Source organism: Pseudomonas sp. P108 (genome assembly GCF_032613195.1).
Lineage (GTDB): Bacteria > Pseudomonadota > Gammaproteobacteria > Pseudomonadales > Pseudomonadaceae > Aquipseudomonas.
Genome location: NZ_CP126691.1, coordinates 2633618 through 2658307 on the forward strand (window position 1 = coordinate 2633618; position 24690 = coordinate 2658307).

Genomic DNA, 24690 nt, shown 5'->3' on the forward strand with positions numbered 1-24690 from the left:
TCCTGTCAGTCGAGTTTCTTGTTCACGTCCACCAGCAGCGCGGCGATGTCTTTGCGGCGCCCGGCATCGGCACTTTCGCGGCCCGGGCGCGGCGCGGCTTGCTGGGCTTTGAGCAGCGCAGCTTTGGCTTCAGCGTAGCGCTTCTGACGGTAGAGGTGATCGCCCCAGAAGTACAGGCTGTCGATGCCGTTAGGGTTGAGTTGCAAGGCTTGTTTGAGCAGTTGCTCGGCCTTGTCGCTGTCGCCGAAACCGATGGGCCAGCCGGGCACGCGGTCATACAGCGCGGCGAGGCTGGTGTAGGCCGAGCCTTGCAGGGCTTTGGGGTCGAGGGTCAGGGATTTTTCCAGATCGGCCTTGGCATCCTTGGCTTTGCCCAAGGCACCGAGGCCGCCCTCGGCACCGGCCCAACTGCTGGTGACGATGCCTTTCCAGATCCACGCTTCGGCCACCGCCGGGCGTTGCGTGGTGAACGTGTTGGCCTCGCTGGCCAATTGTTCGAATGCGGCGGCACGCTGTTTTTCCGCCACTTCATATTGGATGTGCGCCCAACTCTGCTGGATGCCCTCAAGACGTTTCTGGTCTGCCGGTTCCAACGCCCAGACGCTTTGACTCAGGGCGGCGAGCAACAGGCATGCGGATAGTTTTTTCATGGTTTTGGCGACTCGTTGTCAGGTTTTTCACTGAGGCGACGGATCAGCGGCAACTGCTTGCGCAGGCCTCGATCCACCAGATGCGGGAGCAGATTGTTCAGGCGGACGAAGAAGCGTTCCGGCCAGCCCAGGTAGAGGTCGCGACGATCACCGGCAATCGCATGGATCACCGCCGAGGCCACGGTTTGCGGATCGTCGACGTTGGCCTTGAGCGCGTCGTTCAACGCTTGTGCGGCGGCGCTGTTCATCGAGGTGCGCGTGGCGCGTGGCGCGACGTACAGCACGCTGACGCGGGTGTCGGCGAGCTCCCGGCGCAGCGCTTCGGAAAACCCGCGCAAAGCGAATTTGCTCGCGCAGTAACTGGCGTAACCGGGGTAGCCGATCGAGCCGTAGGTCGAACCGACGTTGACCACCATCGCGCTGTCGGCCTGCTTGAGCAGCGGCAACAGCAGTTTGGTCAGGCACATCGGCGCACTGATATTCACCGCCAGCATCGCGTTGATGTCGCTGTCATCCAGCTGTTCGAGCATGGCGAAGTGATTGACCCCGGCGGCATTGATCAGCAGGTTGACGCCACCGATGGCTTCGGCGGCGACCAGCACTTTGCGCCGGTCACTGAGAAAGGTCAGGTCGGCGGCGACCCAGCACAACGACTCGGGGTAGCGTTTGAGCAGCGGCAGCAGTGCCTCTTGATGCCGCGCCACCGCGAGCACGTGGGCACCGGCGGCGCACAAGGTTTCGGCGATGGCCAGGCCAATGCCGCCACTGGCACCGGTCAACACCACCCGCGCATCACGCAGCTGCATGTTGAGCCTCCGCGTCACGCGGCAAGCCACGGAACATGTCGGTGTACAGGCGATAGACGACTTTCGAGGCATGGATCACGGCGGCTTGATCGGCAGGATCTTCCAGCTGATTCATCAGTCGCCGATAGGTCTGCATGTGCTCGATATCGAGCGAACCGTGGGAGCTCAGGTAACTGAACGCCGTTTCCGGCAAGGCCAAACGCTCGCGAATGCTGCCCGCCGCGTGGGTGGCCAGGGCGATGCTGGTGCCTTCGAGCACATTGACCATCCCGAACAGACCCACCGGATTGCCACGGGCGATCAGGTCGTAAAGAAAGCTGACCATCAACTCGATCGACAACGACGGTTGACCATCGCGCACCGCATCGCGATCGCCGCCACACGCGGCGATGTCGTTGAGCACCCAGTGCTCGTGGCCGTATTCGTCTTCGATGTACTCGGCCACCGCTTTGCGCAGCCATTCCAGGCGCGTCGGCAGGCGTGCACCGCAAGCCATCATCAGCGGCACGGTGTGGCGCACGTGGTAGTACGCTTGCGCGAGAAATGCCCGATAGCTGTCGAGGCTGACCGTGCCTTGCAGGGCATCGACGATGATCGGCAGGTTGAACAGTGCGTGGCGTTCCTGTTGCGTGGCTTCTTGCAGGGTGTCAAAAAAACTCATGATGCGGACTCCTCGGAAACAGCGGATTCGGTCAATTGGTTGTGGTACTGCGCGACGATGGCGTCGCGACGCGGGCGGCCGTTGGCGGTGAGCAAGCCATTGGCGGCAGTGAAGGGGTGCGGCAGGCGCGTCCACTGATGCACCTGGGCGTAATCGGGCAAAGTCTCGTTGGCTTCGGCGACGGCAGCGGCCAGTTCGGCGTCGGTGCAGTCCGGGCGATGCGGCCAGAGCAGGGCGTGATTGCGCGGCAAGGCCTCGCCGTAAACGAAGGCCTGGGCGATGTGGCGGCGCTGGGTCAGCTCGGACTCGACCCATTCCGGGTTGACGTTGCGCCCGAAACTGGTGACGAACTGGTGCTTCTTGCGGCCCTTGAGATGGAGAAAACCTTCCGGGTCGAACTCGCCCAAATCGCCGCTCGGCCACCATTCCTCGGCGTACGGCGCGTCGCCCAGATAACCGAGCAGCGTCGAGCCCTTGATCAGTACTTCGCCGTCCTCGGCCAGCCGCACTTCAACATGCGGCAGCGGTCGGCCGACGCTGCCGGGGCGGCGTGCGCCGGGGCGATTGAGGCACACCACCGAGGCGCATTCGGACAGGCCGTAACCTTCATAAACCGGCAGCCCGACTCGTTGCGCGCGATGCAGCAGATCCTCCGAGACCCGCGCACCGCCGACAGCGGCAAAGCGCAGGGTTTGCGGGTCGAAGGCTTTTTGTTCGGCGGCGCTGACCAGCAACAGCAGCAACTGCGGCACCAGGATCAGACTCTCTGGCGCACGGCTGGCCAGATAACCGAGCAAGCGCGGAATCTCGACGCCACTGGCGCCTTGAATGCCGAGGGTTTTCTGGCTCGGCAAACTCAACATGGCGCCGGCATACAGCGCGGCGTAACAGCCGAGGTTCTCCAGCAGGATCGCCAACGGCAACAGCGCCAAGTGATGCTGCGGGCCGGTGGCTTCGCTGGCCTGATCCAGCTCCCGTGCCACGCGCAGCAGGCTGTCGGCGCTCAGGCACACACCTTTCGGCGTGCCGGTGGTGCCGGACGTGAAGGTCAGTTTCGCGGTACCGGCCGGCATACGATTCGGGCCACTGAACGAACGGCACCAGAACTCGCCACGTTGTTCATAGCCGGCCGCGAGCAGTTCTGCGTCCAATTCTGGCTCGGCGATCACCCGTTCGGCCTGGCTCTGTTGCAGACAATGAGCACGTTGTGCCGCACTGAAAAACGGCGGCAGCGTCACGCAAGTCAGGCCTTCGAACAGCACAGCCAGATCCCAGAGCATCGCGTCGACGCCGTTGTCCAACGCCAGCGCAATCACCTGCGCCTGCTCGTCGCGCAAACGCTTCTGGCGATACAACACCTCGGCGTACAGCGTGGCGTAATCGAGTTTCAGCGTGTCGCCCCACAGGGCCGTCGCGTGGTCATTGCGCCGGGCATGGTCGCGCAGGGTTTCCTGGAAGCGTTGAAGTTCAAGCGACATGACAGGCTCCTTCAATCGAACCCGGTAATCCCAGGCGGGCAAACAGGCCGATATTGCGCAAATGGACGAACCCGGCGCGGATGTTGCCGACGTGCACCCAAGGTTTACTTTCGTAATAACTGCCCCAGTGTTGACGCTCGTCACCCAATCGTTCCGGGTCAGCGGCGCACAATGTCACTGGCTTCAAACCCAGGCGATGGAAGCTGTTGACCAGGCCGATGTTGCCGGTGAACGTCACCCATTCCAGGCCGCCCATGGCCAGCAGATAGGTGATGGCGATGATGCTCAGGCGCGCGCTGCCGGTGTCGCTGGCGGCGAGATTGCCGACTTCGACGATGGCGCTGCGCTCGACCGCACGATCCGCCGCCGCGCTGATCAACGGCTCGATCGGCTCATCCAGATAGCGCTCAAGGAACAGTGATTCCAGATGCGCGCGACGCACCCCGGCCACGGCGCACAACTCGCCGTTACCGTTGTGCATGCCGAACAGCTCGGGCATGAAGTGACGGATGTCGGCGCCATGGGCCTTGCGAAAACGTTGCTGGATAAAGGCTTCGAACGTCTCTCGCAGGGCATCGTCGGGCAGCGCGCCGGTCAGTGTCATCTGCGGTGTTTCGGCTTGACCGAAGCGCAGGGGCAGGACGATGTTCCAGTCAAAATCGGGCATGGGCAGAACGCCTCCCTCAATAGGTTTGAGGCGAGTATCGGAGGCATTTCTTAACGAAGTCTGAAGGTGAAAAAAGGTTAACGTGAGGGTCTGTCTTCAGACTCTCTTAAGACTGGGCGGGCAGGGTAACGCCGTCGGTTCGCCCAACAACCGGAGCGAGGCGGTCGAACGAATCGGCCGTCACTCACGACAATCACGAGGCGCAGCTTATGACCCGCGACACCGCCGTAACCCGTTATGGAAAACTCTCAATCACCCTGCACTGGCTGATGCTGGCGCTGTTTGTCGGCGTCTACGCCTGCGTCGAAATCAAGGGCTACCTGCCCAAGGGCAGCGAAGCGCGCGGCTTGCTGATGGGCTTCCACGGCCTGTTCGGCGCGAGCATCTTCGCCCTCGTCTGGATCCGCCTGCTCGGCCGTCTCACGCCACGCCCGCCGATCACTCCAAAACCACCCGCGTGGCAGACCGGCATCGCGCACCTGACACACCTGGCACTGTACGGCCTGATGATCGCCACACCGATCCTCGCCTGGCTGATGCTCGCCGCCGCCGACAAACCGTTCCCGTACTTCGGCTTCCACGTCCCGGCACCCGTGGCCATCGACCCGGACTTCGCCAAGCAACTGAAGTACTGGCATGAACTGATTGGCAGCACCGGCTACTGGCTGATCGGGCTGCACGCGCTGGCGGGGTTGTTCCACCATTATTGGGTGCGGGATAACACCCTCGTGCGGATGCTGCCGGGCCGCACCGAATAACCCTGATCCACTACAACCCCTGTGGGAGCGAGCCTGCTCGCGAAAGCGGTGTGTCAGCCTACGATGATTTTGGCTGACATGGCCCCTTCGCGAGCAGGCTCGCTCCCACAGTTTTTTGTGGTGTCTGGCAGAGCGGGGCAGTTGCCGGAACCGCACTTCGCGTCCAATCTATGACCTGCCGACAAGGAGCGTCCGCCGACCCTCCGTCGTGACCACAGGGAGCTTGCAGCATGAGCGAAGACAACAAGGTAAAAGGCCCGGCGTCATACTTTCCCTCCATCGAGAAAAAATACGGCCAGCCCATCGATCACTGGCTGAACCTGCTCGCCGGCATCAGCGACAAGAAACACATGGAACTGGTGGCATGGCTCAAGGAAGAACACGGCATGGGACACGGTCATGCCAACGCCTTGGTCGCGCATCATCTGGCGGGTAAAAAGTGAGGGCAGGGCAGCGATGAATTTCTCCCACCGGCCAGTGACGGCCGACGACGTCAACACCCTCTGCAGCTTTCCCCAGGGCGAACAAGAGCTGTTCTTCATGTTCCCGAAAGCCAACTTCCCGCTGACGGAAGAGCAGATGCACAGCGCAATCAGCCAGCGCTTCGATTCCACGGCTTTTCTGGCCAACGGCGAGTTCGTCGGCTTCGCCAACTTCTACCGCGCTGAGCACGACGGCATCTGCTGCATCGGCAACGTCATCGTCGCGCCCTACGCCCGTGGCCAGGGTGTTGCGCGATACATCGTCGAGACCATGACCGCGCTGGGCTTCGAAAAATACCAGGCCAAGGAAGTGCAACTGTCTTGCTTCAATGAAAACACCGCAGGCCTGCTGCTCTACCCAAAACTCGGCTTCGTGCCGTTCTCCATCGAAGAACGCCCGGCACCGGGTGGCAAACGTTCAGCGCTGATCAACATGACGCGCAGCAGAGGCGCAGCGCATGCCACTCACCTTCCATAAGATGCACGCCAACGGCGATGACTTCGTCGTGATCGACTCACGCAACATCAGCAACCCCGTCACCAGCCAACTCGCCCGGCGCCTGGGCGATCGTCATCGCGGCATCGGTTTCAACCAACTCGCCGTGGTCCTCGATTGCGCAGACGCCGATGCGCGCGTGGAGTTCTGGAACGCCGATGGCTCGCCGCTCGACGTGTGCGGCAGCGCCACCCGTGGCGTGGCGGACAGGTTGATGCGCGAAGCCAGCCGGACATCGATCACCCTGCGCACCAACCGTGGCTTGCTCACCTGCGAACGCACGCCCAGCGGATTGATCGCCGTCGACATGGGCGAACCGTTGTTCGACTGGCAAGACATCCCTCTGGCGCAAGAACACGAAACGCTTTTTCTACCGCTCGCCGGCGCTCCAACCGCGTGCAACATGGGCAATCCGCACTGCACCTATTTCGTCGATGACCTCAGCTCCGTCGATATCGCCGCCCTCGGCCCAAGCCTCGAAACCCATCCGTTGTTTCCGCACAAAACCAACGTCCACTTCGTGCAAATCATCGACCGCCAACACATCCGCCTGCGCATCTGGGAGCGCAACGGCGCCATCCCGCTCGGCTCCGGCTCATGCTCATGTGGCGCGGCCGTCAACGGCATCCGCCGAGGCCTGCTCGACCACACCGTCAATGTCGAATGCGACGGCGGCCCCGTCACCGTCCACTGGAATGGCTCAGGCTCCGTAACCCTGAGCGGCCCGGTAGAACCCACTTTCTCCGGCACAATCCCCGACACCCAACTCGACCTCAAGTGAACACAATCTCCCTGTAGGAGTGAGCCTGCTCGCGATAACGCCAGCCCAGCCACCGCAAAATCCCAACCCAACCACAAACCCCTGTGGGAGCTAGCCTGCTAGCGAAGACGCCAGCCCAGTCACCACCAATCCCAACCCAACCACATAACCCTGTGGGAGCTAGCCTGCTAGCGAAGTCGCCCACCCAATCACCCCATCAATCACTGACCGAAATAAACAGTAAAAACCACCACTGTTTAAACGAAGCCTCAAGTAACCACCGAAACCCTACAACGCCTTGCGCCGTTACCTACGACTAAGCCAGAATCCGCCGGCTTGTGCGTCTAGGTCGCGGGTTCTATCGTCTGTCGGTCGCTGAAAAACAGTGATCGGGTTTGGTAGCCCGCCATAACTAGTCGCATCGCGAACCGTTTGCAGACCTCATCAGGTCTCTGCTCAATGGTGGCCATGCGCAGGACACCTTCGGGTGTGCCGGGTCCTAGTTACCGGTCTACCAACCCGCGTATGGCCGCCACCTTCGTTTGGTAGCGAATGTGAAGGCTCCTTATTATTAACTAGGAGTTTCACCATGATCAAACCAACACCCAACCCACCAGAAACCGACCCCACATCCCCCTACGAATCCCCCGATTCCAAGCGATTCCACGAAGCCGCCGAACGCGCCCTTGATCACTACCTCAAACCCGCCAGCCAAATCATGGCCAGCACCCAACAACCCGAACGCATGTACCTCGCCAACCCGAAGTACAACAGCGAATCCCTGCTCGCCAACGCCAGCGAAACCCTCGGCTCCGCCAGCGAAATGCTCCTCAACTTCGCCGCCATGCTCGACACCCCGCACCGCAAAACCGCACTGGGCATCGCCCAAGTCGTGATGCTCGGCGAAATCGCCGTCAACCAAGCGCTGGATAACGTCGAAATCGCCAGCTAACCCCACCCCGACGAGGGGAAACCCTCGTCGAACCCAGCTGTCACAACCCGGCTGGCACACGGCCACGGCTTGCGCCCCCCAGCCACGGCTGTCACCCTTCGGGCCGTTCTCAAGGATTAGAACCAGGAATCACGGATGAGTGGCTACGTACCCAACCCCCCGAAAAACTACCGCTACGAAGAAGCCAAACCCGTCGATATTCACGCCCAGCGTTGGGCGGAGTATGAGAAGCATGGGAAAGAGCCTGCGCGCGAACCTGAGAAAATCGGGATCGCGTTGAGGATTGGGGTTTTCTTTGATGGCACTGGGAATAATGCGAATAACACGGCGGCGGGATTGCTGTGTGGGGCGCAGCATCCGATAGCGCCTCAGGATATCCCTGCTAGTTGCCAGCCTTATATGAGTGATCCCGACAGCAGCTATGGCGCGGGACTCACCAATGTCAAAAAGCTGAGTGAGCTCTATGACGCCCCAGAGGGGGCAGAAGGTGAAGGGCTCCGAAAGCAAGCTTTCCGTATGATTTATGTCGATGGAATTGGCACCAGCGCTGGTAAGAAAGACAGCTCCCTCGGAGGTGGCACCGGACGAGGTGATACTGGAGTTGCAGGTAGAGTTCAGTCTTCGTTTGCATCGATTAAATTGCGTATCAAAGAGCTCTTGGACGATAACCCAGGTAGTGAGGTGACTTCGCTGACCTTCGACACATTTGGATTCAGCCGTGGTGCAGCTGCCGCTCGACACTTTTCCAATGAGGTGGTGCGGGGCAAGCAAGGCCCCTTAGGTGAAGTCCTGCGAAGCAATTCTGAAGCGTTCAGCAAGACCTTCAATGAGCAATACAATGGCGACATCAGAATGGGCTTTATCGGGCTATTCGATACAGTTCCGTCGATTGCTGGTTGGTCCAATTTCGGCAACGTGAAAAGTCCTGTTGCAACGGGCATCAAACTTTACCTGGACCGGCGTTTTTTTACCGACGTCGTTCACTTGGTCGCGCGGGATGAATGCCGAGGTAACTTCGCTCTGAGCCGTGTAAAGCCCGCTCATCTGGAGATTACGTTGCCAGGTGTTCACTCTGATATCGGAGGTAGTTACCTCGATGAAGCGGAGGAGTGCGTGCTTGTCAGTCCTATGCAAGCACTAGAAGTCCCTCTCCAAACTGATGTGCTCACGACTTCGATTTACCGCGACGCGGTGATTGTAAGAAATCAGTGGATAGCGAATGGCTGGCCTTCTGAGATGCTGGAAATCGTAACGCCGCCTGCGCTTCAAATGCCGAACAGTCCGCAAGATCGGATGAGCCCGCGTGTCAAACACGTCTACGCTGCTGTACAGCTCAAGCGTCCGGTTAGTGGCCTGTTGTCGAGAGTTTATCTGCGGGTGATGCACAAACTGGCGAAAGATAAAGGCGTTCGTTTCAACGATATTTCAGACACGCCTGATCTGGCACTGCCATCAGAACTTCAGGCTATGTGTGATCGATTTGTCGCCGGTGACTACAGCATTACGCTAGACGAGGAGCGAATGCTCAAACTCAAGTACATTCACACTTCCGCAAACTGGAACCATCCACTGGGCAGGAGAGATGGAAGCGGTGTGAGAGCGGTGTACATCAACGCCCCCACGCCTGACGGCATACGCGTACAACATCCTCACGTACCTGATTGGACGCTTTTTTGATGAAATTTCTTGTAAGTCTGCTTTGTGCAACCCTCATGACCGGCTGTCACGCCGATCCGCTGTCCACAAAAAATGATCCTAGGTCTCCATGGTGGGAGCTCGCGTTCACCGAGCCTCATTACATGAAGGTTTGGGTCGAGGACACCGCAGTAGAAGACATCAAGGGAGAGACCTTCTTGCGCACTGGCGGAGGATCCGCCTCAGGCGGTCAACCGGAAGACGGCACTGACTCTGCCCGTGGTTGGCACGGCGTGGGAAGTACAGGAAAAGCGGTTGTTGGTGCTGATCTTCCCAAACGTATCTATGTCCGCTGGCAATCCATTGTTGAACCGCAAACGTATAAGGTATGGGTGGACATTCCAGAGCAAGCCAGACAACTCATGCTTGAGTCCGTCAACCAGCGCTGCGCAAAAACACCTGAACAAGAGGGGCGTTATAACGCATCTATCTACTTGGGCCTGGCTCCCGGTGGTGTCGTGCAAGTCTGGGTCAGGGACTCATGCCACCATCCTGTCAAAGTCGCCAGAGCACAAGCGGAGATCGAACCGCTAGGGCCTAGTCAAGGCAAGAACCAAGGGCGCTATGCGTATCCCGTCAGCGAAAAGTCCAAGCGGTATATCGAGAAATTCGGCATCCCTTACGGGAGTTGGTAACCCGTCCGCCAATGAAGCAAATCATATTAATGTTGAGTAGTTTTCTGGTAGCTGGATGCCAAGCTACCGACCCACTTTCAGCCGAGAACGACCCGCGATCCGATTGGTGGGGACTAGCCTTCACTGAACCGGCTTACATGAAGGTTTGGGTAGAAGACAGCACAGTTCTGGATATCAAAAACAGGACGTTTTTCAAGGCGGGCGGGAGAACCGCTGCCGGAGGTGAACCAGAAGATGGCACAGAGTCTGCCCGAGGTTGGGGTACTGTCAGTGGTTCCGGTATGCCGGTAATCGGTGCCGATCTTCCCAAACTCATCTTCGTCCGTTGGCAGTCCATATCAGAGCAGAAGACCTACAAGGGATTCATCGGAATCCCAGAATCAGCCAGGCAATTGATGGTGGACTCAACGCACCAACGTTGCCCGGAAACACCCGAAAGGGCCGCTCGATACATGGCGTCGCTGTACGTGGGGCTGGCCCCAGGTGGCGTATTACAAGCTTGGGTCAGAGACTCATGCCATCGCACGATCCAAGTCGCTCATTCTCAAGGTGAACTTGAACCACTAGGCCCAGAGCAGGGGAAGCACGGTGGGCGTTATGCCTATCCAGTGAGTGAAAAGGCTAAGCACTATATCGATAGATACGGGATTCCGTATGACAGTTGGTAATGCGAAAAAGGGGACGTCAGTTTTTGATGGTGAGCTGTCCCCGAGCCTTCACGATATTTGCCTTATTGTCTGGTCGTATTTGTCTTGTAAGTGCGATTCTTTAAATGCGCCTTTTATTGCTTGGCGAAGGAAGACCTCCAGGTCCTTTTGTGTTAATACAATTACGATGCCGGACTTGTTTCGGTTTACGATGTTTGATATGTGGCGATAATAGTTCGCCCTGATTTCCTCTCCTCTAAATGCGATAATTCCGAATCTTCCGAACGTGTCGTTTAGGTAGTAGTTTAATTGATGGAAGTCGTCTGCCTTCAAAGTGTCGTAGTTTTTGCACTCCCAAACTATCTGCGTAGATCCGTATTTGTTTCTAATGACTTCCCAGAACCCATCAGGAGCACGATTTGACGCTACCCAATCCCTTATTATCGTACCTTCTATGTCTCTCTCGCGAGGTTGAACGTTTGTGAGTGATCGAAAAAAGCAAAGTTTAATAATGTTTCCAACAATCTCCTCAAACTCCTTTGCACCCGAATGACCTTTCGGGAGGGTCCTGAGGTTTTCGAGTGTTTCCTGAAGTGCTCCCTTGTATTCGTCCCGATTAAATGCATCGGGCAAATCCTCAAGGATTCCCTCATTCTTCAGTTGGGTTTCGTCTTTTAGGTCTTTGAGTAGTAAGGGTTGAAGGTTTAGTGCTTCGTGATACGTTGGATGAATAAAGAACGTAGAACTGTTGTCGAAAGAAGGTTTGGCGTTAGAATCCTTCCCTGATTCTTTGTACTCAACCTCTTTTTTTCTTCTGATTCCCAAAAAACCGATGCCATATAGCACCTCAACAAAGCGAAAAGGAGTTGTATGATCGTAAAACCATGCATTGCAGTATTTGTTGATTGATTCCGTTACAAGCAATTTTTGTATAAAGTCTTCAATCGCCACAAGAGTGTATTCATTACCTAGTCCAAAGAAATACTCTAATATAAGACTGATGTTTGGGAAGTTTTCTGCGTATTCGTCTCCAAGGTCTTTTAAACGACTAGTGCTATATCGCTTAGATGCAACAGCCATGTCGGCATCTTTAACGGTAAGATTCCCATGATTAATAGCTGAGTCGATGGCGTAGCTAGTCAGCATCAGAATGTCACGAGGGCGATTTTGACATAAGCTCATGACGGATGAAGAGCTTGTTTTTAAACCCTCAGGATCAAAAAAACACTCCCAAGCCTCCCCGCCCAGTTTTGGTTTAGTAGTAAATGGTTTCACAAGTCGGCGCTCAACAAGCTCAGTCAGCTTCTCAGAGGACCAATCTAAAAAAACCACCGACGTTTCGAGGCGAGAAAATTCGTTATCAAGAGAACGTATGCGATCATATATATTCTCTCTGATGAAAACATAGGGTTTTACGTGTTTGGTAGAGGCGATTAATCGAACTGTTGCGTGCATTAATGCCATCAAGCATATAATTGCACTGTTCGAGCCATCCCATGATTCATCCAGTCGATCTATTAGTAGTACGTAGTTTAGCGGGGTTGTAGTGGATATTTGATTGATTTCTGAAATTAGGTTTTTGCTTCTGCTGATTTGTCTTAACCATAATTTATCATTGTCTTTAGTGTAAGCGTCGAATATCTCCTCGGTGAGATTCAGTACGCGCTGATCAAAGTCACAGTCCTCAATTAGGCTTCTTTCTCGCCTTATAGTGTCAGAGGTCTTCTCAAAGTTCATGCTGCCCTCTGCCACCCAAGTCTTGATAACTTCGTCGATCAGGGCCCTCTCCATTGAGTGCATTAGTGACTTAAATGGGCGTTGTCTAGTGTCAAGAAATTGTTCATGGTCTAACGGTAGTGTGAGTAAGTCGAATATTTGGGGGACAATATTGATTGTCCGAGCGAAACGGCGTTCGACTTCAAAGGTGATTGCAGTTTTACCGGCGCCCCTGCGCCCGACAAAAAAACAATTCGAGCTATCATGGTTTAATGCGGAGAGCGTCGCAGGTGTAGTGACAAATAACTCATGGTCATTGCGGATAATATCGTATTCAGCGAATGCTTGGCCGAGTTTAATACGCTGCAATGCGTCCTTAGGAAGCTGAATTTTCGCCATCACTGATACCCTCCTTGTGCTCACGAATGCATTGTTGCTATTAAGGAGCCATCACAAGGCTAGCTTCGATTCTGCAGGCGTCAAATGAACCACTAAAACTCAAACTTCTTATTTGATGTATTTTTTAGCTGAATTTGGCTTGCTCAAACCACTTTTTAACCCTGCCACTATTTTCATTTGGAGTTTGAACCTTCCGGGATGTTGAAAGCGGTAGTAGCCAACACCTCCCCATTAACCATCACCCGAACCCCATGCCGCCCCACAAAATGCTTCCGCGTCGTAAAATCCTTAATCACCTGCCGCCTCCCCACAACCACACTCCCAAACCCCACCAAAACCACCGTCTTCAACTTAAAAACCTTCCCCGAAACCCCACCATTCGCCTTCACATAGTCAATCGCATAATCAATCACCAACCGCTGCTCATGCGCCACCGTCGACTTCACCACAAACGACAACGTAATCGCTTCCCCCAACCTAACCACCGCCGGCTCAACCCGCACATCCAACAACTCAACCTCAGCCTTCGCCCCGGCACCAATCACCGTCAGCGCCCTTAAATCCCCCTGCTTAATCAAACTCCGCAACGCATGCTTGGCAATCCAGGCCGTGTGCTTGTTCTCCAGCGACCAACCTTCAATCGTGTCCAACACCCACCCCGGATGCACCTTCGTCACATCATTCAAATGGTTTGCCACGGATTTGCGCACGTACAAACTCTCATCCGCCTTCAACCGATCGAGTATCCCGGCGGCCAACTGCGGATCCGCCTGCACCGCGTCCAACCGAAACGACCAGGGCAGGCGAGGGCGGGTGCCTTCGCTGGCGAGTCGTCGAACGTGGTGGTTTTCGTCTCGGGTCCAGTCGTGCATCAATTCCAGCGAGCGCTCAAGGTCGCTGCGCAAAAAGTGGCGGATTGCGAATTCGGAGGAGCCGAAGGTGGTGAAGTACTTCAGGGCGTCCATCGAGGTGTCGAACGCGTGCCCGCCGTAGCTCGCGACGTAGTGCGGCAAACACATGCTGACGAATCCGCTGTTCAGCCTTGGCGCGAGTTCGAAAAGCACTTCCAGGGAATCTTGGTAATCCAGCGGCAACACGGCGTGCAGGCTTTCGCTGACACGCGCCATACGTTGCATCACTGATAATTCTGCGAGTCCGTCCTGGGCATGTTTGAGAAACGCCTTGGCCTTGAACGCCGGGTACACGGCGCTCATTTCGCTGGCGATGTGCTGCAAGCGCTCGGCGTTGAAGATTTCCTTTAATGCCGGGGCGGCGGTGTCGGGGGTGCTCATGGTCAGGTCATCGGGGTGCTGACGAACGCTTCGAGGGTTTCAGCGTAGGCGGTGTATTGGGCCATATGGGGGTAGCGGCGGGTGTCGATCTGGTCGGGGACGACGAGGCCGGTGAAGCTCCAGGCGACGGCGAGGCTGATGCCGGCCTGGGTGAGGGTGCCGTCGGTGGGCAGGCCGTTTTTTTCCAGTTCTTGCTCGAGGGCGATGAACGCGGCGGCGAGTTGGCCTTCGACGCGTTCGACCCACGGCTGGTATTGGATGTCGGCCGGGCGCAGGTTGCGTTCGTAATAGAGCTGCACGGCTTTTTCGCAGGCGGCGAGGCTCAGGCCGATCAGGCGCAGGGCGTGGGCGCGTTGTTTCAGATCGGTCGGCAGCAGGCTTTTGCCGGAACTGGCTTCGAGGTAATCGAGGATGAGGGTCGAGTCCATCAGGACCACGCCGTCGTCGAGGATCAGTGTGGGGGCTTTGACCACCGGGTTGATCTGCTGGAATTGCTCGAAGTGGCGGAACACCGAGACCGACTCGTGTTCGAGGTCGATGCCAAGGCGTTTGGCCGAGATCGCCACGCGGCGCACGTAAGGGGAGTCCAGCATGCCGATCAGTTTCATGACGCGTTCCTTCAAGTCAAACCGGTGGGAAGGCATAACCTAGCTGACGTTGAGGCAATTGTCAGTCGTCGAAGCCGGGTTGTTCGTGAATCTCATCGACATTCAGTTCCAGCCGATACGCCACCGCCACAAACAACGCCTGACATAAACACAGCGTCGCACTCAGCGAACGAAAGGCGAGGGCGCTGCCTTCGTTGACCAGCAATACGCTGTGGGCGAGTTTCGCCAGCGGCGAGAGGTGGCTGTCGGTGAGGATCAGGGTGTTGGCCTGCTGTTGTCGGGCGAAGCGCAGGCAATGTTGGGTTTCCTTGGCGTAGGGCACGAAGCTGATGGCGATGACCAGGTCGTTCGCGCGCACGCTGCGCATTTGCTCGCGATAACTGCCGCCTAGCCCGGACACCAGATGAATTCGTTTCTGAGTGTGTTGCAAGTTGTAAACGAGGTAGTCGGCGACGGCGAAGGAGCGGCGCACGCCGACGACATAAATGTTGTCTGCGTTGACGATCAGGTCGACGGCTTTTTCGAACGCGGCGTCGTCGAATTCGCGGCCCAGGCGTTCGATGCCGGAGCGCGTGGCGTCGATGCATTCGCGGGCGAGGTCGCCGGCGCTGGCTGGCTGCGACTGGTTGGCGATCATGCTGCGGATGCGTTGCTGGTAGTTTTGCACCGGCGAGGCTTTGTGCGTGTAGGCACTGCGGAACAGTGCCTGCATTTCGCTGAAGCCGCTAAAACCGAAGCGTTGCGAGAAGCGGACGATGGCGGACGGGTGGACCTCGCACTCGCGGGCGATGTCGCTGATGCGGTCGACCATGATCCGGTCGCTCTGCTGGCTGATGTAGCTGGCGATGCGTTTGAGCTGGCGCGGCAGGGCGTCGTATTCATCGGTGATCTGTTGCAGCAGGCGCTCGGCATTGATCGGGGGGCTGGCGAGTGAAACCTCGTCGGTGGCCGGCAGATCGGGGCGGGGCATAGGTCATCCTTCAGGCTGGTTGATCACACGGTGGGCCTGATAGTAGGGGGGCTTTTGCAGGTCTGCTTTGCTGAAACGATGCAGTGCGTGGTAAAAAATCGCGTCTGAACGCTGCGCGGTTAGCCGTTTGTCTTCTATATACAGCCGCTCGACTGAATTTCTTGCTATAAACGCACTCCGATGGCCGTGTAAACGCTGTGTCAGAGCAGTTTCCGGCCTTTGTCGGACAAATTCCCTGTATTTACAGTTGCTGAGGCCTCATTCGGGCCTTAGACTGCCGCCCCTCGTAAATTGAGTGCCGGGTGGCATTTGCAATAAACGATGCCTTTTCGCCGACCGCACGCGGTTCGCCGAAACGCTCCCTAATTCGCCTTAATGCACGTTTTTTTATAGAGATATCAATGACAAAGGACAAGTTGCTGGCCATGCCGGCAGATGACTACATGAATGCCGAGCAGCACGCTTTCTTCACTGAGCTGTTGCAGAACATGAAAGTCGAAACCCACGAGCGCATTGAGCAAAACCGTATCGCCATCGAAAGCCTGGACACCCCGGCTGACCCGGCGGACGCGGCTTCGGTTGAAGAAGAGCGCACTTGGCTGGTGAACGCGATCGATCGCGACCAGCGCATGCTGCCACAACTGGAACAAGCCCTTGAGCGCATCAAGGAAGACAGCTTTGGCTGGTGCGATGACAGCGGCGAGGCCATTGGCCTGAAGCGCCTGCTGATCAGCCCGACCACCAAATACTGCATCGAAGCTCAAGAGCGTCACGAGCAGATCGACAAGCACCAGCGTCAGGCCTGATTCTGTGAGGTGACCCTTTCGATAGGGGCGCCTTGAAAAGATCGCAGCCTTCGGCAGCTCCCACACGGGCGTTGCTGGAGGCTGCGATCTTTGTTTTTGCTCGTCTGCAACAATCCAGAGCCGTTCCATTGACCTGCTACAGACCCCACGACTAACGGACCATGGATAATGGCGTTGTAGTGGCGTTTAATGCAGTCACAACAATGAGAACAAGCGTGGGGTGTTGATATGACGAGAGATGGATCTCTGGTTGGGGCTTTGCCTGCACCAGTGCTTTTGCCGAAAAACCGCTGGATCGCACCGGCCCTGCAAAGCATCGCCCTGATGCTGTTGCTGGCCGGCATGTCCCTGGCCGGATGGTCGCTGTACATTGGCATGCCGCTGGCGGTGCTGATTGTCTGGCTACCGCGCCTGCGCTCTCGCGCCATCCCCGATACCCAGCCTGCCGACAGCGGCAGCGCAATGTCCGAACTGACCCGCGACCTTTCCTACACCACCAGCCATAACGCTTTGTCGGCGGCGGGCGTGGCGTTTTCGGTCAAGGAGCTGGCGAGCAAACTCGAATCGCAACTCGATGCGGCAGCGCAAATTGTCAGCAACGCCGAGGTGATGATCGCGACTGAACACGCCACTTCACAGCTCAGCCGTGCAGCGCTTGAGGCGGCCAGCCAGGCGCATCACAGCAGCGCAGCGGGGCGCACGGAACTGGTGGATTCGATCGCGCGTATGCATCAACTCAGTCAGCGCGCCAATGCCAGCCGTGAATTGATCGAAGCCTTGAGCCTGCGCAGCGACGACATTCAGCGCGTGACCCTGGTGATTCAGTCGATTGCCAGCCAGACCAATCTGCTCGCATTGAACGCGGCGATCGAAGCGGCGCGGGCCGGTGAGCATGGTCGTGGTTTCGCGGTGGTGGCGGACGAAGTGCGCGGGTTGGCGGCGCGTACGGCCTCGGCAACCGGTGAGGTCGGTGAGATGGTGGCTGACATTCAGCAGCGCACGGCGCAGGTCGTGGAGCAGATTCGTGAGCTGTCGAGTGATCTGCAGACCGGTGTCGAGCAGGTCGAACACACCGGTCAGCATCTGGAGAACATCGCGCGACTGGCCGCCGGGGTGGAAACCCAGGTCGGTGAAATCGCCCAAGGCGCGGAAACCAATCGCGAACAACTCGACAGCCTGTTCAAGGCTATCGAGCAGATGCGTAGCGACCTGGCGATCAGCGATCAACAGACTCGCCGTCTCGCTGCAGCCGCCGTGCAAATGGAAGGGCAGGCGGAAACCATCAGCGAGCGTCTGGCCGAAGTCGGGCTGGATGACTATCACCAGCGCATTTACGATCTGGCCCGCGAAGGCGCAAGCCAGATTGCTGCGCGATTCGAGGCGGATGTCGAGCAGGGGCGAATCAGCCTTGAAGACTTGTTCGACCGCCAGTATCAGCCGATCCCGAATACGCAGCCGGCGAAATTTCAGACCCGTTTCGACCGATACACCGATCAGGTGCTGCCGGCGATTCAGGAGCCCTTGTTGCCGCGTCACGAGGGGTTGGTGTTCGCCATTGCCTGTACGCAGCAGGGTTATGTGCCGACGCACAATCAGCTGTTCAGTCAGCCGTTGACTGGCGATGCTCAGGTCGATGCGGTGAACAACCGCACCAAGCGCAAGTTTGCCGACCGCACCGGTATTCGCTGCGGCAGCCATCAACAACCGGTGTTGTTGCAGACTTACACCCGCGACACCGGTGAGCTGATGCATGATCTGTCGGTGCCGATCATGATCAAGGGCCGGCACTGGGGTGGATTGCGTCTGGGCTATAAGCCGGAAAGTCCGCGCTGAGGGATTGTTACCTCCGGTGCAATGAATCTGTGCACGGAGCTTGCTGTTTCCGCCCGCAAGAAACCATTAACCTGCCCGCTTAGTTAGGGTGCTAATGATTTCGGGAGGGCTGCATGCAGTGCAGAGTTGATGTCGCCGTGATGATCGGCAGTGGCGTGCCTGCCGGATTGCGCGCAATGGGTCGGAGCGTCTGCTGGGTGGTGTTGCTCAATGGCGAGCGTCGCGGCACGGCGTTTGCCAGCCGCGACGAGGCCGAGGAGTGCAAGGCTGCGTGGCTTGCACAACTGCATGCCGAACCGAGTGACAGCCTGCACTGATCAGGACTACTTGCCACGGTGCAGGCGTACATTCAGTTCATCGACCATTACCGCTTCTTCACCATCGGCCCTTAACCATTCCTTGAGCAATTGCGCCTGTTGCGGTGACCAGAAGTCGGCGTCGATCAGTTTGGTGTTGGCGTCCAGTGGATGCGCCTCGATGAAATCGTCGATTGCGTTATCGTCTGAAGGCAACCCCAGTTGATCGAACAGGGTTTTCAGATCGTATGCTGGCAGTTCCATCGTGTACTCCTTCGGTGGGCACCGGTATGGCGCGGTCGTTCGCTCTCTTTATCTGAGGCAACCACTCGCCAGTAGTTCGATCTTTGACTCCAGTGAGCGGGCGAGGGCGCAGGCTTCGTTGTGATCTTCGCGGAAACCTCTTACACGGCCGGTCGATGTTTCCTTTATGTGGAAGAAGGCGTTGCCGGCCGGTACGACTTGAAAGCGTGGGCAATGGTCGTTCATATCAGTGGCACGCAGGATCAGCGGTGATTCGATCCGGGCGTCTGTGGTCATGGCAAAGTGAGTCCGAGTGCACATATGAAGTCCTTTTCATCAGTTGGCCGATGTTTACAGGCCGTTTCGGGTAGTCGGAATGAGCATCGCTGCTCTAGAATCGCCAGTACCTGTTGACGACAGGGCTTATCTAAAGCAATTTTTCGCCAGCGATATGTCGGAAAAGTGCTTTTTTTCGTGAGAATTTTCCCTAAAGTTCGTAGTCAGACAGCTCTTGCCAGCGGTGAGGATTTTTCCTTCAAGCTTTGGCGAAAAAGGGATGAGTTTCGCGAGTGACAATCCAGTAGTCTTACGGACCTCGCGCTGAATCAGCACTCTGCTCGATTCGGGTTTTTATTTGAGTCATCTGGTAGTTACATCGGCCTGGCTTTTTTTATGCCGTGCGCGTTTTCCGTGTGCGGTTTTTTCAGATGTGGGGATGTTTCTTTGGCAGTCAGTAATCTCGATATGCATGCTTTGTTCGTGTTGGGTGATTTGCGTGCAAAGCTGGTCAAGCTGTTCCAGTCGCGTTTTGTTTACATCACCGAACAGAACGCTGAAGGCATTTACGTGGCCGAGATCGACACCGAAAGCGCCTTGGTGGTCGATGACAAACCGGGGCTCAAGCTCAAGGTTGGCGATCATTTCAGTGCATCGGTCTTGCCCAGCCGCGAAGGCGGCAAGATGGATATCCGTTTTCGCGAAATCAAACTCACGGTGTATGGACTGGGCGATTACGCCTTTGTCGACACTGCCGACGGGCACGCGATCCTGTTCAAGGAAGGTCACAGCGTGGTGACCGTGTTTGCGGCCAGCCAGCAGTTGCAGGAAGGGCTGACCAAGACCCTCAAAGCCGTTACCGCCAAAGCCGCCAAGTGGCGCAAGGGTGAGCTGGTGACGTTCAAGGCCAGCGAGTGAGCCGCTCGGATTTTCATTCGCAGAACCTCGACACGGCGCGCGAGGAGGCTCGGCGTTTGTTTACCGCCAAGGCCGAGTTGCAGGGCGCCTGGCTGAACTGGGTGGCTGCGCAGATTTATCAATTGCGTCCCGCGGAATACGCCAGCATGGTCAGACGCGAGCTGCAAAGCCTGCAGGAAAAGTCTGATTCATAACCTCGTCCGGAGCGCGGCCCGGAAAAAGCAGGAACCTCGGCTACAGTCAGTTGACTGAGTATTCAGAGGCTTGCGGTCTTCTGTCAGGCCAACCTGCCATTGCTGTGAACAGCACGAGGTGCAATGCATGAACGGATTTCGACGGTTATTGGCCGCCAGCGTGGCCACGTTCGGTTTGCTGACATCAGCGCAATCGGTGACGGCCGCCCAGGCGCCGATCCACTTTGCTGACCTGAACTGGGAAAGCGGTAGTCTGATTACCGATGTATTGCGGATCATCGTCGAGAAGGGTTACGGACTGCCGACCGATACGTTGCCTGGCACCACCATTACTCTGGAAACCGCACTGGCCAACAATGACATTCAGGTCATTGGCGAAGAATGGGCCGGGCGCAGTCCGGTATGGGTCAAGGCCGAAGCCGAAGGCAAAGTCGTCAGCCTGGGCGATACGGTCAAGCGCGCGACCGAGGGTTGGTGGGTGCCGGAGTACGTGATCAAGGGCGACCCGGCCAAGGGCATCAAGCCGCTGGCACCGGATCTGCGCAGTGTCAGTGATCTGAAAAAGTACAAGGACGTGTTCAAGGATCCGGAAAACCCGAGCAAGGGACGGTTCCTCAACAGTCCAATCGGCTGGACCTCGGAAGTGGTCAACAAGCAGAAGTTGACCGCTTATGGTCTGCAGGACGATTACACCAACTTCCGCAGTGGCTCGGGCGCGGCGCTGGATGCCGAGATCAGCTCATCGATTCGTCGCGGCAAGCCGGTGTTGTTTTACTACTGGTCGCCCACGCCGTTGCTTGGCAAATTCAAACTGGTGCAACTTGAAGAGCCGCCGTTTGACGCCGAAGCGTGGAAGACCCTGACTGACGCCGATAATCCCAATCCGAAACCCACTCGGTCACTGGCCTCGAAGCTATCGATCGGTGTGTCTACGCCGTTTCAGAAGCAGTATCCGCAGATTGCCGAGTTTTTCAGCAAAGTGGATTTTCCGATCGAACCGTTGAACAAGGCATTGGCCGAGATGAGCGAGAAGCACACGGCGCCGCGTGATGCGGCGGTGGCGTTCATGAAGGCCCACCCGGATGTGTGGCAGGCCTGGTTGCCGAAGGATGTGGCGGAGAAGGTTTCGGCTGATTTGAAATAGAGGCTGATGCGGCTGGCCTCATCGCGAGCAGGCGAAGGCCTACATTTGGAATGCATTCCCCTGTAGGAGTGAGCCTGCTCGCGATGCTTTTAAAACTTCGTTTGCACCGCCAATTCAAAGGTGCGCGGTGTTCCGAGGTAATACGCCGGCGAAACATGCGCAAACTCGGCATACACCTCATTGGTCAGATTACGCAAGCGCCCGGTCACGGTGGTGTGCGAATCAACCTTGTAGCTGAGGAAGCTGCCGAACAAGGTGTACGACGGTACGGTCATGGTGTTGGCCGTGTCCGCATACACCGACGCCACATACCGCGCATCAACCCCACCTTGCCACTGCGGCGAAAAGTCATAAGTCAGCCACAGATTACCGACCCGATCCGGCACATTGGTCGGTGTGTTGCCCTTGCGTGACACGACCGCACCGGCGGCATTCTTTTCGGTGAAATCATCGTACTGCGCGTCGACCCAGGCGAAGTTGCCTTCGGCTAGCAACTTGTCAGTGATGCGCAACGAACTGGCGATTTCCACCCCTTTCGACGTCTGTTGACCGACCGGAATACTGCCGGCCGGATCAAGCGGATCCGTCACGGCGAAGTCCTTTCGCTCAATGGTGTAGGCGGCAATCGTCGCCGAGCCGCGCCCGTTCAGATAATCAAATTTGCTGCCAATCTCCCACTGCTTGCCGGTCGAGACGTCGAAATTCTGCGTGCCATTCGGTTGCTCGGCGGCGGTGCTGTATTGCACGTAGACGTTGGCCGACGGAATGAACTGGTAGGTCAGGCCGGCGCGGCCGGTGACTGGCTCCCAACTGCGCTTGAGGTGTTTCGGGTTGGCAGCGGTCACGGTGCGATGGTTGGTCACGTCGAGGTCAATGTCGTCATAGCGCAGGCCGGTGAGCAGCGACAGTTTGTCGGTCAACGCCAAACGGTTTTCCACGAACAGTGCCTTGGTGGTGACCTCGTTGGTTTTGTCGCTGATCAATTTCGGGTTGGTGCCGGGAATGTCGTAGAAATGCCCCGGACGGTAGTTGTTCGGATCCACCGTGCTCGGACCTTTGATGTTCAGCGGCGAGTTGGTGGTCTGGTTGACCTTGTATTCAAAGCCACCCGACCACGTCGTGTCGAGACCGAACAGCGTGTTGTCGTGGCGCAGCTCGAACTGGTTGCCGTTCTGCTCGCCCTGATGGCGTACTTGATACGCGGTGGAGCGATTCACCGCGGTGTTGTCGGCGTTGTACTGATAGGTTTCGAGGTTGCGGTAATCGCGCTGGCTGTCGAGGTGATACAGCGTATTGCGCAGGGTGGTGCTGTCGTTGATCCGGTAGTCGATGATCGAACGGACCCAGATCGTTCGCTGCTCGTAACGACCGTCCTCGACGTTGTAGTTGTTGAAGCGGTTGTGTTTATCGATCTTCAACTCGCCGGCCTTGGGATTGAGCACCGGCGTGCCCCAGTAGGGGCTGTCCTCGTGTTCGTCCTGATATTCCAGGGCAAGGGTGTGCGACAGGTCGGGTGTAAGGTCGCTGAGCAGCGAGAACGCCACGCTCCAGGCATCGCGCTCCTGGCGGTCGATGTAGCCGTTGCTGGTGTTGTGGCTGACGTCGAGTCGCGCGTAGTGCTGCACGTCGGAGCCCGGTTCGGTCAAGGCGTGGTTGAGGCCGAACGCGGTTTCGGTGGTGTCGTAGGTTCCGTAGCTGACCCGGCCTTCAACAGCTTGTTCGTCGCGGCTGGCCAGTTTGGTCACGTAGTTCAGCGAACCGCCGACCGAACCGGCGCCGTTGATCAGCGATGACGGGCCGCCGACCAATTCCACTCGGTCGTAGATCCACGAATCGACAGGACGGGCGAGGCCACCGGAAACGTTGACGCCGTTGAACATCTGGGTGATCTGGCTACTGGTGAAACCGCGATAGGAAACGAATCCACCAAAACCCGGCGGAGCGCTGGCGTTGACCCCGGGCAGGGTGTTGGCGGCGTCCTGGAAGTTCTGTGCGCCGTGGCGCTCGATGTCGTTGCGATTGGCGATGGCCACTGAAGCCGGTGTGTCGCGCACGCTCAAGCCGAGGCGTGAGGCCATGCCGCTGGACTGGTCGAGGCTCAGGCCCGGTTCTGCGCCGGATTCACCGTCGATGGTGATCGGCGCCAGATCCACGGTGGATTGCGCCCAGACGTTGATGGACAGGCAGCCGCACAGGCTCGCCAGCAAAGTGAGTTGTTTCATCATTGAATCCTGAATGCTTGTCTAGGAGTCAGCGCACAGGCGAACGCCGCGCGTTGGCGCAGTGGGCTGACAAATCAAAAAGGCAAAGACACTCAGGCGAGCGGTGGGGCGCGAGGGTTGGCCGAAGGCCAGGTGAAGCGGGCAGGTAGGTCGGCGCTGACGATGGGCGCCAGCGGCGGGCTGTGCTGTTCCGGCAGGATTGCCAGGGTCAGGCTGGAATTGAACGCTGGGCCCATGCCGCCGACCGAGCACAGCGGGCAGCCAAACGCCTTGGACAGGGTCGGCAATTGTTCTTCGGTGGGATTGCTGGCGAGCGGCGCTTGAGTGGCCGGGTCGACTGTACAGAACTGGCCGCCGATGCCGTTGAGTTGCATGCCGACCATTTGTCCGTGACCGATGCTGCAGGCGAACACGTTGAACAGGACGCAGCAATAAAGCATCCAGGCCAGCAGTGAGCGATCGGAACGGGAGAATTTCATGGGGCGGCACTTTACCGTACCGCTGATCGGTCGTGCACTTGAAAAAAATCCGACTAGGATGATTTGTTCAAATCCCTTTCCAAGGATTTCAACCATGACCTTTGTGTTGGCTCAATGGCTGGTGACTACTTTCGCGGTGATCGCCTTGATGCATGTGTATTGGGCGCTGGGCGGGCAATGGGCGGCGGCAGTAGTCGTGCCGCAGGTGCCGGTGCGTGGATTGGTCGCAACGGTGCGACCGGCGTTCAAGCCTTCGGGCTGGCTCACGTTGATCGTGGCGGCGGCGCTGTTGGTGATTGCGGCATTGGTGTGCATGCGAGTTGGCTGGGGCATGCCGGCGGTGACGCACAAGGCGCTGCAATGGGTGATCAGCGCAATTGCGCTGTTGATGTTTGCCCGGGCGATTGGTGATTCGAATCTGGTCGGGTTCTTCAAGGAAGTGAAGGACTCGCGGTTTGCGCGGCTCGACACCTGGGTGTATTCGCCGTTGTGTGCGGTTCTGGGGGCGGGGTTGTTGGCGGTGGCTTGGGTTTGAGGTGAGTCGGATATCGCCATCGCGAGCAGGCTCACTCCTACATTTGGAATGCGTTCCCCTGTAGGAGTGAGC

General features: G+C 57.6%; 28 protein-coding genes. 15 read left to right on the plus strand and 13 right to left on the minus strand.

Annotation, left to right across the window (positions count from 1 at the left end; genetic code table 11):
• Nucleotides 1–5 precede the first annotated feature (5 nt).
• From QOM10_RS11600 to QOM10_RS11620, 5 genes are read right to left on the minus strand one after another with little or no spacing between them, the layout of a single operon-like run.
• On the minus strand, nucleotides 6–650 hold the full coding sequence (locus tag QOM10_RS11600) for a tetratricopeptide repeat protein (RefSeq protein WP_150751836.1): 645 nt from the start codon (nucleotides 648–650) through the stop codon (nucleotides 6–8).
• Nucleotides 647–1456 carry an SDR family oxidoreductase gene (locus tag QOM10_RS11605; RefSeq protein ID WP_316918097.1) on the minus strand — a complete coding sequence of 270 codons (810 nt, stop codon included), beginning with the start codon at nucleotides 1454–1456 and terminating at the stop codon, nucleotides 647–649. Before QOM10_RS11605 ends, QOM10_RS11600 begins: the two co-directional genes overlap by 4 nt.
• Nucleotides 1443–2117 (minus strand): TenA family transcriptional regulator, encoded by a 675-nt coding sequence (locus QOM10_RS11610; protein WP_150751838.1) that lies wholly within the window; start codon nucleotides 2115–2117, stop codon nucleotides 1443–1445. The genes QOM10_RS11605 and QOM10_RS11610 overlap by 14 nt, the downstream gene beginning before the upstream one ends.
• Nucleotides 2114–3595, minus strand: coding sequence for an AMP-binding protein (locus tag QOM10_RS11615; RefSeq protein WP_316918098.1), 1482 nt, complete (start codon nucleotides 3593–3595; stop codon nucleotides 2114–2116). Before QOM10_RS11615 ends, QOM10_RS11610 begins: the two co-directional genes overlap by 4 nt.
• Nucleotides 3585–4262: a thermostable hemolysin gene (locus QOM10_RS11620; protein WP_316918099.1), complete on the minus strand. Its 678-nt coding sequence runs from the start codon at nucleotides 4260–4262 to the stop codon at nucleotides 3585–3587. The genes QOM10_RS11615 and QOM10_RS11620 overlap by 11 nt, the downstream gene beginning before the upstream one ends.
• Nucleotides 4263–4471: 209 nt before the next feature.
• Between QOM10_RS11620 and QOM10_RS11625 the strand changes: the two genes are divergently transcribed.
• The 8 genes from QOM10_RS11625 (at nucleotide 4472) to QOM10_RS11660 (ending at nucleotide 10708) form a co-directional block, all read left to right on the plus strand.
• Complete coding sequence (locus QOM10_RS11625) at nucleotides 4472–5020, plus strand: cytochrome b (RefSeq protein ID WP_316918100.1); 549 nt, start codon at nucleotides 4472–4474, stop codon at nucleotides 5018–5020.
• A 230-nt stretch (nucleotides 5021–5250) separates the two neighbouring features.
• Nucleotides 5251–5463: a DUF4287 domain-containing protein gene (locus tag QOM10_RS11630; RefSeq protein ID WP_034152439.1), complete on the plus strand. Its 213-nt coding sequence runs from the start codon at nucleotides 5251–5253 to the stop codon at nucleotides 5461–5463.
• Nucleotides 5464–5476: 13 nt separating this feature from the next.
• On the plus strand, nucleotides 5477–5980 hold the full coding sequence (locus QOM10_RS11635) for a GNAT family protein (RefSeq protein ID WP_316918101.1): 504 nt from the start codon (nucleotides 5477–5479) through the stop codon (nucleotides 5978–5980).
• Nucleotides 5961–6779: a diaminopimelate epimerase gene (gene dapF / locus QOM10_RS11640; RefSeq protein WP_316918102.1), complete on the plus strand. Its 819-nt coding sequence runs from the start codon at nucleotides 5961–5963 to the stop codon at nucleotides 6777–6779. The genes QOM10_RS11635 and dapF overlap by 20 nt, the downstream gene beginning before the upstream one ends.
• A 568-nt stretch (nucleotides 6780–7347) precedes the next feature.
• Complete coding sequence (locus QOM10_RS11645; RefSeq protein WP_016982978.1) at nucleotides 7348–7710, plus strand: DUF6124 family protein; 363 nt, start codon at nucleotides 7348–7350, stop codon at nucleotides 7708–7710.
• Nucleotides 7711–7845: 135 nt separating this feature from the next.
• On the plus strand, nucleotides 7846–9387 hold the full coding sequence (locus tag QOM10_RS11650) for a T6SS phospholipase effector Tle1-like catalytic domain-containing protein (RefSeq protein WP_150751847.1): 1542 nt from the start codon (nucleotides 7846–7848) through the stop codon (nucleotides 9385–9387).
• The gene (locus QOM10_RS11655) at nucleotides 9387–10040 is read left to right on the plus strand and encodes a DUF2931 family protein (RefSeq protein ID WP_150751848.1); all 654 of its coding nucleotides are present in this window, start codon (nucleotides 9387–9389) and stop codon (nucleotides 10038–10040) included. Before QOM10_RS11650 ends, QOM10_RS11655 begins: the two co-directional genes overlap by 1 nt.
• An 11-nt stretch (nucleotides 10041–10051) precedes the next feature.
• Nucleotides 10052–10708 (plus strand): DUF2931 family protein, encoded by a 657-nt coding sequence (locus QOM10_RS11660; RefSeq protein ID WP_150751849.1) that lies wholly within the window; start codon nucleotides 10052–10054, stop codon nucleotides 10706–10708.
• A 48-nt stretch (nucleotides 10709–10756) separates the two neighbouring features.
• Here QOM10_RS11660 and QOM10_RS11665 read toward each other — a convergent pair whose 3' ends face one another.
• The 4 genes from QOM10_RS11665 to QOM10_RS11680 all read right to left on the minus strand — a co-directional run bounded on the left by QOM10_RS11665 (nucleotide 10757) and on the right by QOM10_RS11680 (nucleotide 15672).
• The gene (locus tag QOM10_RS11665; RefSeq protein WP_150751992.1) at nucleotides 10757–12802 is read right to left on the minus strand and encodes a P-loop ATPase, Sll1717 family; all 2046 of its coding nucleotides are present in this window, start codon (nucleotides 12800–12802) and stop codon (nucleotides 10757–10759) included.
• Between the two features lie 173 nt (nucleotides 12803–12975).
• Nucleotides 12976–14094, minus strand: a complete 1119-nt coding sequence (locus QOM10_RS11670; protein ID WP_316918103.1) for a DNA alkylation repair protein — start codon at nucleotides 14092–14094, stop codon at nucleotides 12976–12978.
• Between the two features lie 2 nt (nucleotides 14095–14096).
• Nucleotides 14097–14702, minus strand: a complete 606-nt coding sequence (locus QOM10_RS11675) for a glutathione S-transferase (RefSeq protein ID WP_316918104.1) — start codon at nucleotides 14700–14702, stop codon at nucleotides 14097–14099.
• 61 nt (nucleotides 14703–14763) lie between these two features.
• Complete coding sequence (locus tag QOM10_RS11680; RefSeq protein WP_316918105.1) at nucleotides 14764–15672, minus strand: MurR/RpiR family transcriptional regulator; 909 nt, start codon at nucleotides 15670–15672, stop codon at nucleotides 14764–14766.
• Between the two features lie 401 nt (nucleotides 15673–16073).
• On the opposite strand from QOM10_RS11680, the gene QOM10_RS11685 reads away from it, so the two are divergent.
• From QOM10_RS11685 to QOM10_RS11695, 3 genes are all read left to right on the plus strand, one after another.
• Nucleotides 16074–16478 (plus strand): TraR/DksA family transcriptional regulator, encoded by a 405-nt coding sequence (locus tag QOM10_RS11685; RefSeq protein WP_003225981.1) that lies wholly within the window; start codon nucleotides 16074–16076, stop codon nucleotides 16476–16478.
• Between the two features lie 609 nt (nucleotides 16479–17087).
• Nucleotides 17088–18311: a methyl-accepting chemotaxis protein gene (locus QOM10_RS11690; protein ID WP_410479221.1), complete on the plus strand. Its 1224-nt coding sequence runs from the start codon at nucleotides 17088–17090 to the stop codon at nucleotides 18309–18311.
• A gap of 113 nt (nucleotides 18312–18424) precedes the next feature.
• Nucleotides 18425–18628, plus strand: coding sequence for a hypothetical protein (locus QOM10_RS11695; RefSeq protein ID WP_122600076.1), 204 nt, complete (start codon nucleotides 18425–18427; stop codon nucleotides 18626–18628).
• 6 nt (nucleotides 18629–18634) lie between these two features.
• Here the strand turns inward: QOM10_RS11695 and QOM10_RS11700 are convergent, their stop codons facing one another.
• On the minus strand, nucleotides 18635–18871 hold the full coding sequence (locus tag QOM10_RS11700; protein ID WP_127926807.1) for a DUF2789 family protein: 237 nt from the start codon (nucleotides 18869–18871) through the stop codon (nucleotides 18635–18637).
• Nucleotides 18872–18919: 48 nt separating this feature from the next.
• The gene (locus tag QOM10_RS11705) at nucleotides 18920–19171 is read right to left on the minus strand and encodes a hypothetical protein (protein WP_127926808.1); all 252 of its coding nucleotides are present in this window, start codon (nucleotides 19169–19171) and stop codon (nucleotides 18920–18922) included.
• A gap of 423 nt (nucleotides 19172–19594) precedes the next feature.
• Between QOM10_RS11705 and QOM10_RS11710 the strand changes: the two genes are divergently transcribed.
• The 3 genes from QOM10_RS11710 to QOM10_RS11720 all read left to right on the plus strand — a co-directional run bounded on the left by QOM10_RS11710 (nucleotide 19595) and on the right by QOM10_RS11720 (nucleotide 21382).
• A complete protein-coding gene (locus tag QOM10_RS11710) occupies nucleotides 19595–20044 on the plus strand; it encodes a hypothetical protein (protein ID WP_193559253.1) in 450 nt (149 codons plus the stop codon).
• A complete protein-coding gene (locus QOM10_RS11715) occupies nucleotides 20041–20238 on the plus strand; it encodes a hypothetical protein (RefSeq protein ID WP_150693539.1) in 198 nt (65 codons plus the stop codon). Before QOM10_RS11710 ends, QOM10_RS11715 begins: the two co-directional genes overlap by 4 nt.
• 127 nt (nucleotides 20239–20365) lie before the next feature.
• Complete coding sequence (locus tag QOM10_RS11720) at nucleotides 20366–21382, plus strand: ABC transporter substrate-binding protein (protein ID WP_316918107.1); 1017 nt, start codon at nucleotides 20366–20368, stop codon at nucleotides 21380–21382.
• Nucleotides 21383–21471: 89 nt separating this feature from the next.
• Here the strand turns inward: QOM10_RS11720 and QOM10_RS11725 are convergent, their stop codons facing one another.
• Nucleotides 21472–23604 carry a TonB-dependent receptor gene (locus tag QOM10_RS11725; protein WP_316918108.1) on the minus strand — a complete coding sequence of 711 codons (2133 nt, stop codon included), beginning with the start codon at nucleotides 23602–23604 and terminating at the stop codon, nucleotides 21472–21474.
• A gap of 92 nt (nucleotides 23605–23696) precedes the next feature.
• Entirely contained in the window at nucleotides 23697–24083 is a 387-nt protein-coding gene (locus QOM10_RS11730; protein ID WP_316918109.1) for a DUF2946 domain-containing protein, read from the minus strand.
• Nucleotides 24084–24177: 94 nt separating this feature from the next.
• Between QOM10_RS11730 and QOM10_RS11735 the strand changes: the two genes are divergently transcribed.
• On the plus strand, nucleotides 24178–24618 hold the full coding sequence (locus QOM10_RS11735) for a DUF3995 domain-containing protein (RefSeq protein ID WP_127926813.1): 441 nt from the start codon (nucleotides 24178–24180) through the stop codon (nucleotides 24616–24618).
• Nucleotides 24619–24690 lie beyond the last annotated feature (72 nt).

Bases quoted from the DNA above. Each gene is read 5' to 3' on its own strand.
- QOM10_RS11615 (WP_316918098.1), bottom strand. From the start codon at position 3,595: ATGTCGCTTGAACTTCAACGCTTCCAGGAAACCCTGCGCGACCATGCC.
- QOM10_RS11735 (WP_127926813.1), top strand. From the start codon at position 24,178: ATGACCTTTGTGTTGGCTCAATGGCTGGTGACTACTTTCGCGGTGATC.
- QOM10_RS11720 (WP_316918107.1), top strand. From the start codon at position 20,366: ATGAACGGATTTCGACGGTTATTGGCCGCCAGCGTGGCCACGTTCGGT.
- QOM10_RS11630 (WP_034152439.1), top strand. From the start codon at position 5,251: ATGAGCGAAGACAACAAGGTAAAAGGCCCGGCGTCATACTTTCCCTCC.
- QOM10_RS11620 (WP_316918099.1), bottom strand. From the start codon at position 4,262: ATGCCCGATTTTGACTGGAACATCGTCCTGCCCCTGCGCTTCGGTCAA.
- QOM10_RS11660 (WP_150751849.1), top strand. From the start codon at position 10,052: ATGAAGCAAATCATATTAATGTTGAGTAGTTTTCTGGTAGCTGGATGC.
- QOM10_RS11680 (WP_316918105.1), bottom strand. From the start codon at position 15,672: ATGCCCCGCCCCGATCTGCCGGCCACCGACGAGGTTTCACTCGCCAGC.
- QOM10_RS11730 (WP_316918109.1), bottom strand. From the start codon at position 24,083: ATGAAATTCTCCCGTTCCGATCGCTCACTGCTGGCCTGGATGCTTTAT.
- QOM10_RS11605 (WP_316918097.1), bottom strand. From the start codon at position 1,456: ATGCAGCTGCGTGATGCGCGGGTGGTGTTGACCGGTGCCAGTGGCGGC.
- QOM10_RS11665 (WP_150751992.1), bottom strand. From the start codon at position 12,802: ATGGCGAAAATTCAGCTTCCTAAGGACGCATTGCAGCGTATTAAACTC.
- QOM10_RS11685 (WP_003225981.1), top strand. From the start codon at position 16,074: ATGACAAAGGACAAGTTGCTGGCCATGCCGGCAGATGACTACATGAAT.
- QOM10_RS11700 (WP_127926807.1), bottom strand. From the start codon at position 18,871: ATGGAACTGCCAGCATACGATCTGAAAACCCTGTTCGATCAACTGGGG.
- QOM10_RS11690 (WP_410479221.1), top strand. From the start codon at position 17,088: ATGATCGCGACTGAACACGCCACTTCACAGCTCAGCCGTGCAGCGCTT.
- QOM10_RS11725 (WP_316918108.1), bottom strand. From the start codon at position 23,604: ATGAAACAACTCACTTTGCTGGCGAGCCTGTGCGGCTGCCTGTCCATC.
- QOM10_RS11705 (WP_127926808.1), bottom strand. From the start codon at position 19,171: ATGTGCACTCGGACTCACTTTGCCATGACCACAGACGCCCGGATCGAA.
- QOM10_RS11645 (WP_016982978.1), top strand. From the start codon at position 7,348: ATGATCAAACCAACACCCAACCCACCAGAAACCGACCCCACATCCCCC.
- QOM10_RS11610 (WP_150751838.1), bottom strand. From the start codon at position 2,117: ATGAGTTTTTTTGACACCCTGCAAGAAGCCACGCAACAGGAACGCCAC.
- dapF (WP_316918102.1), top strand. From the start codon at position 5,961: ATGCCACTCACCTTCCATAAGATGCACGCCAACGGCGATGACTTCGTC.
- QOM10_RS11695 (WP_122600076.1), top strand. From the start codon at position 18,425: ATGCAGTGCAGAGTTGATGTCGCCGTGATGATCGGCAGTGGCGTGCCT.
- QOM10_RS11635 (WP_316918101.1), top strand. From the start codon at position 5,477: ATGAATTTCTCCCACCGGCCAGTGACGGCCGACGACGTCAACACCCTC.
- QOM10_RS11710 (WP_193559253.1), top strand. From the start codon at position 19,595: ATGCATGCTTTGTTCGTGTTGGGTGATTTGCGTGCAAAGCTGGTCAAG.
- QOM10_RS11625 (WP_316918100.1), top strand. From the start codon at position 4,472: ATGACCCGCGACACCGCCGTAACCCGTTATGGAAAACTCTCAATCACC.
- QOM10_RS11670 (WP_316918103.1), bottom strand. From the start codon at position 14,094: ATGAGCACCCCCGACACCGCCGCCCCGGCATTAAAGGAAATCTTCAAC.
- QOM10_RS11650 (WP_150751847.1), top strand. From the start codon at position 7,846: ATGAGTGGCTACGTACCCAACCCCCCGAAAAACTACCGCTACGAAGAA.
- QOM10_RS11655 (WP_150751848.1), top strand. From the start codon at position 9,387: ATGAAATTTCTTGTAAGTCTGCTTTGTGCAACCCTCATGACCGGCTGT.
- QOM10_RS11600 (WP_150751836.1), bottom strand. From the start codon at position 650: ATGAAAAAACTATCCGCATGCCTGTTGCTCGCCGCCCTGAGTCAAAGC.
- QOM10_RS11675 (WP_316918104.1), bottom strand. From the start codon at position 14,702: ATGAAACTGATCGGCATGCTGGACTCCCCTTACGTGCGCCGCGTGGCG.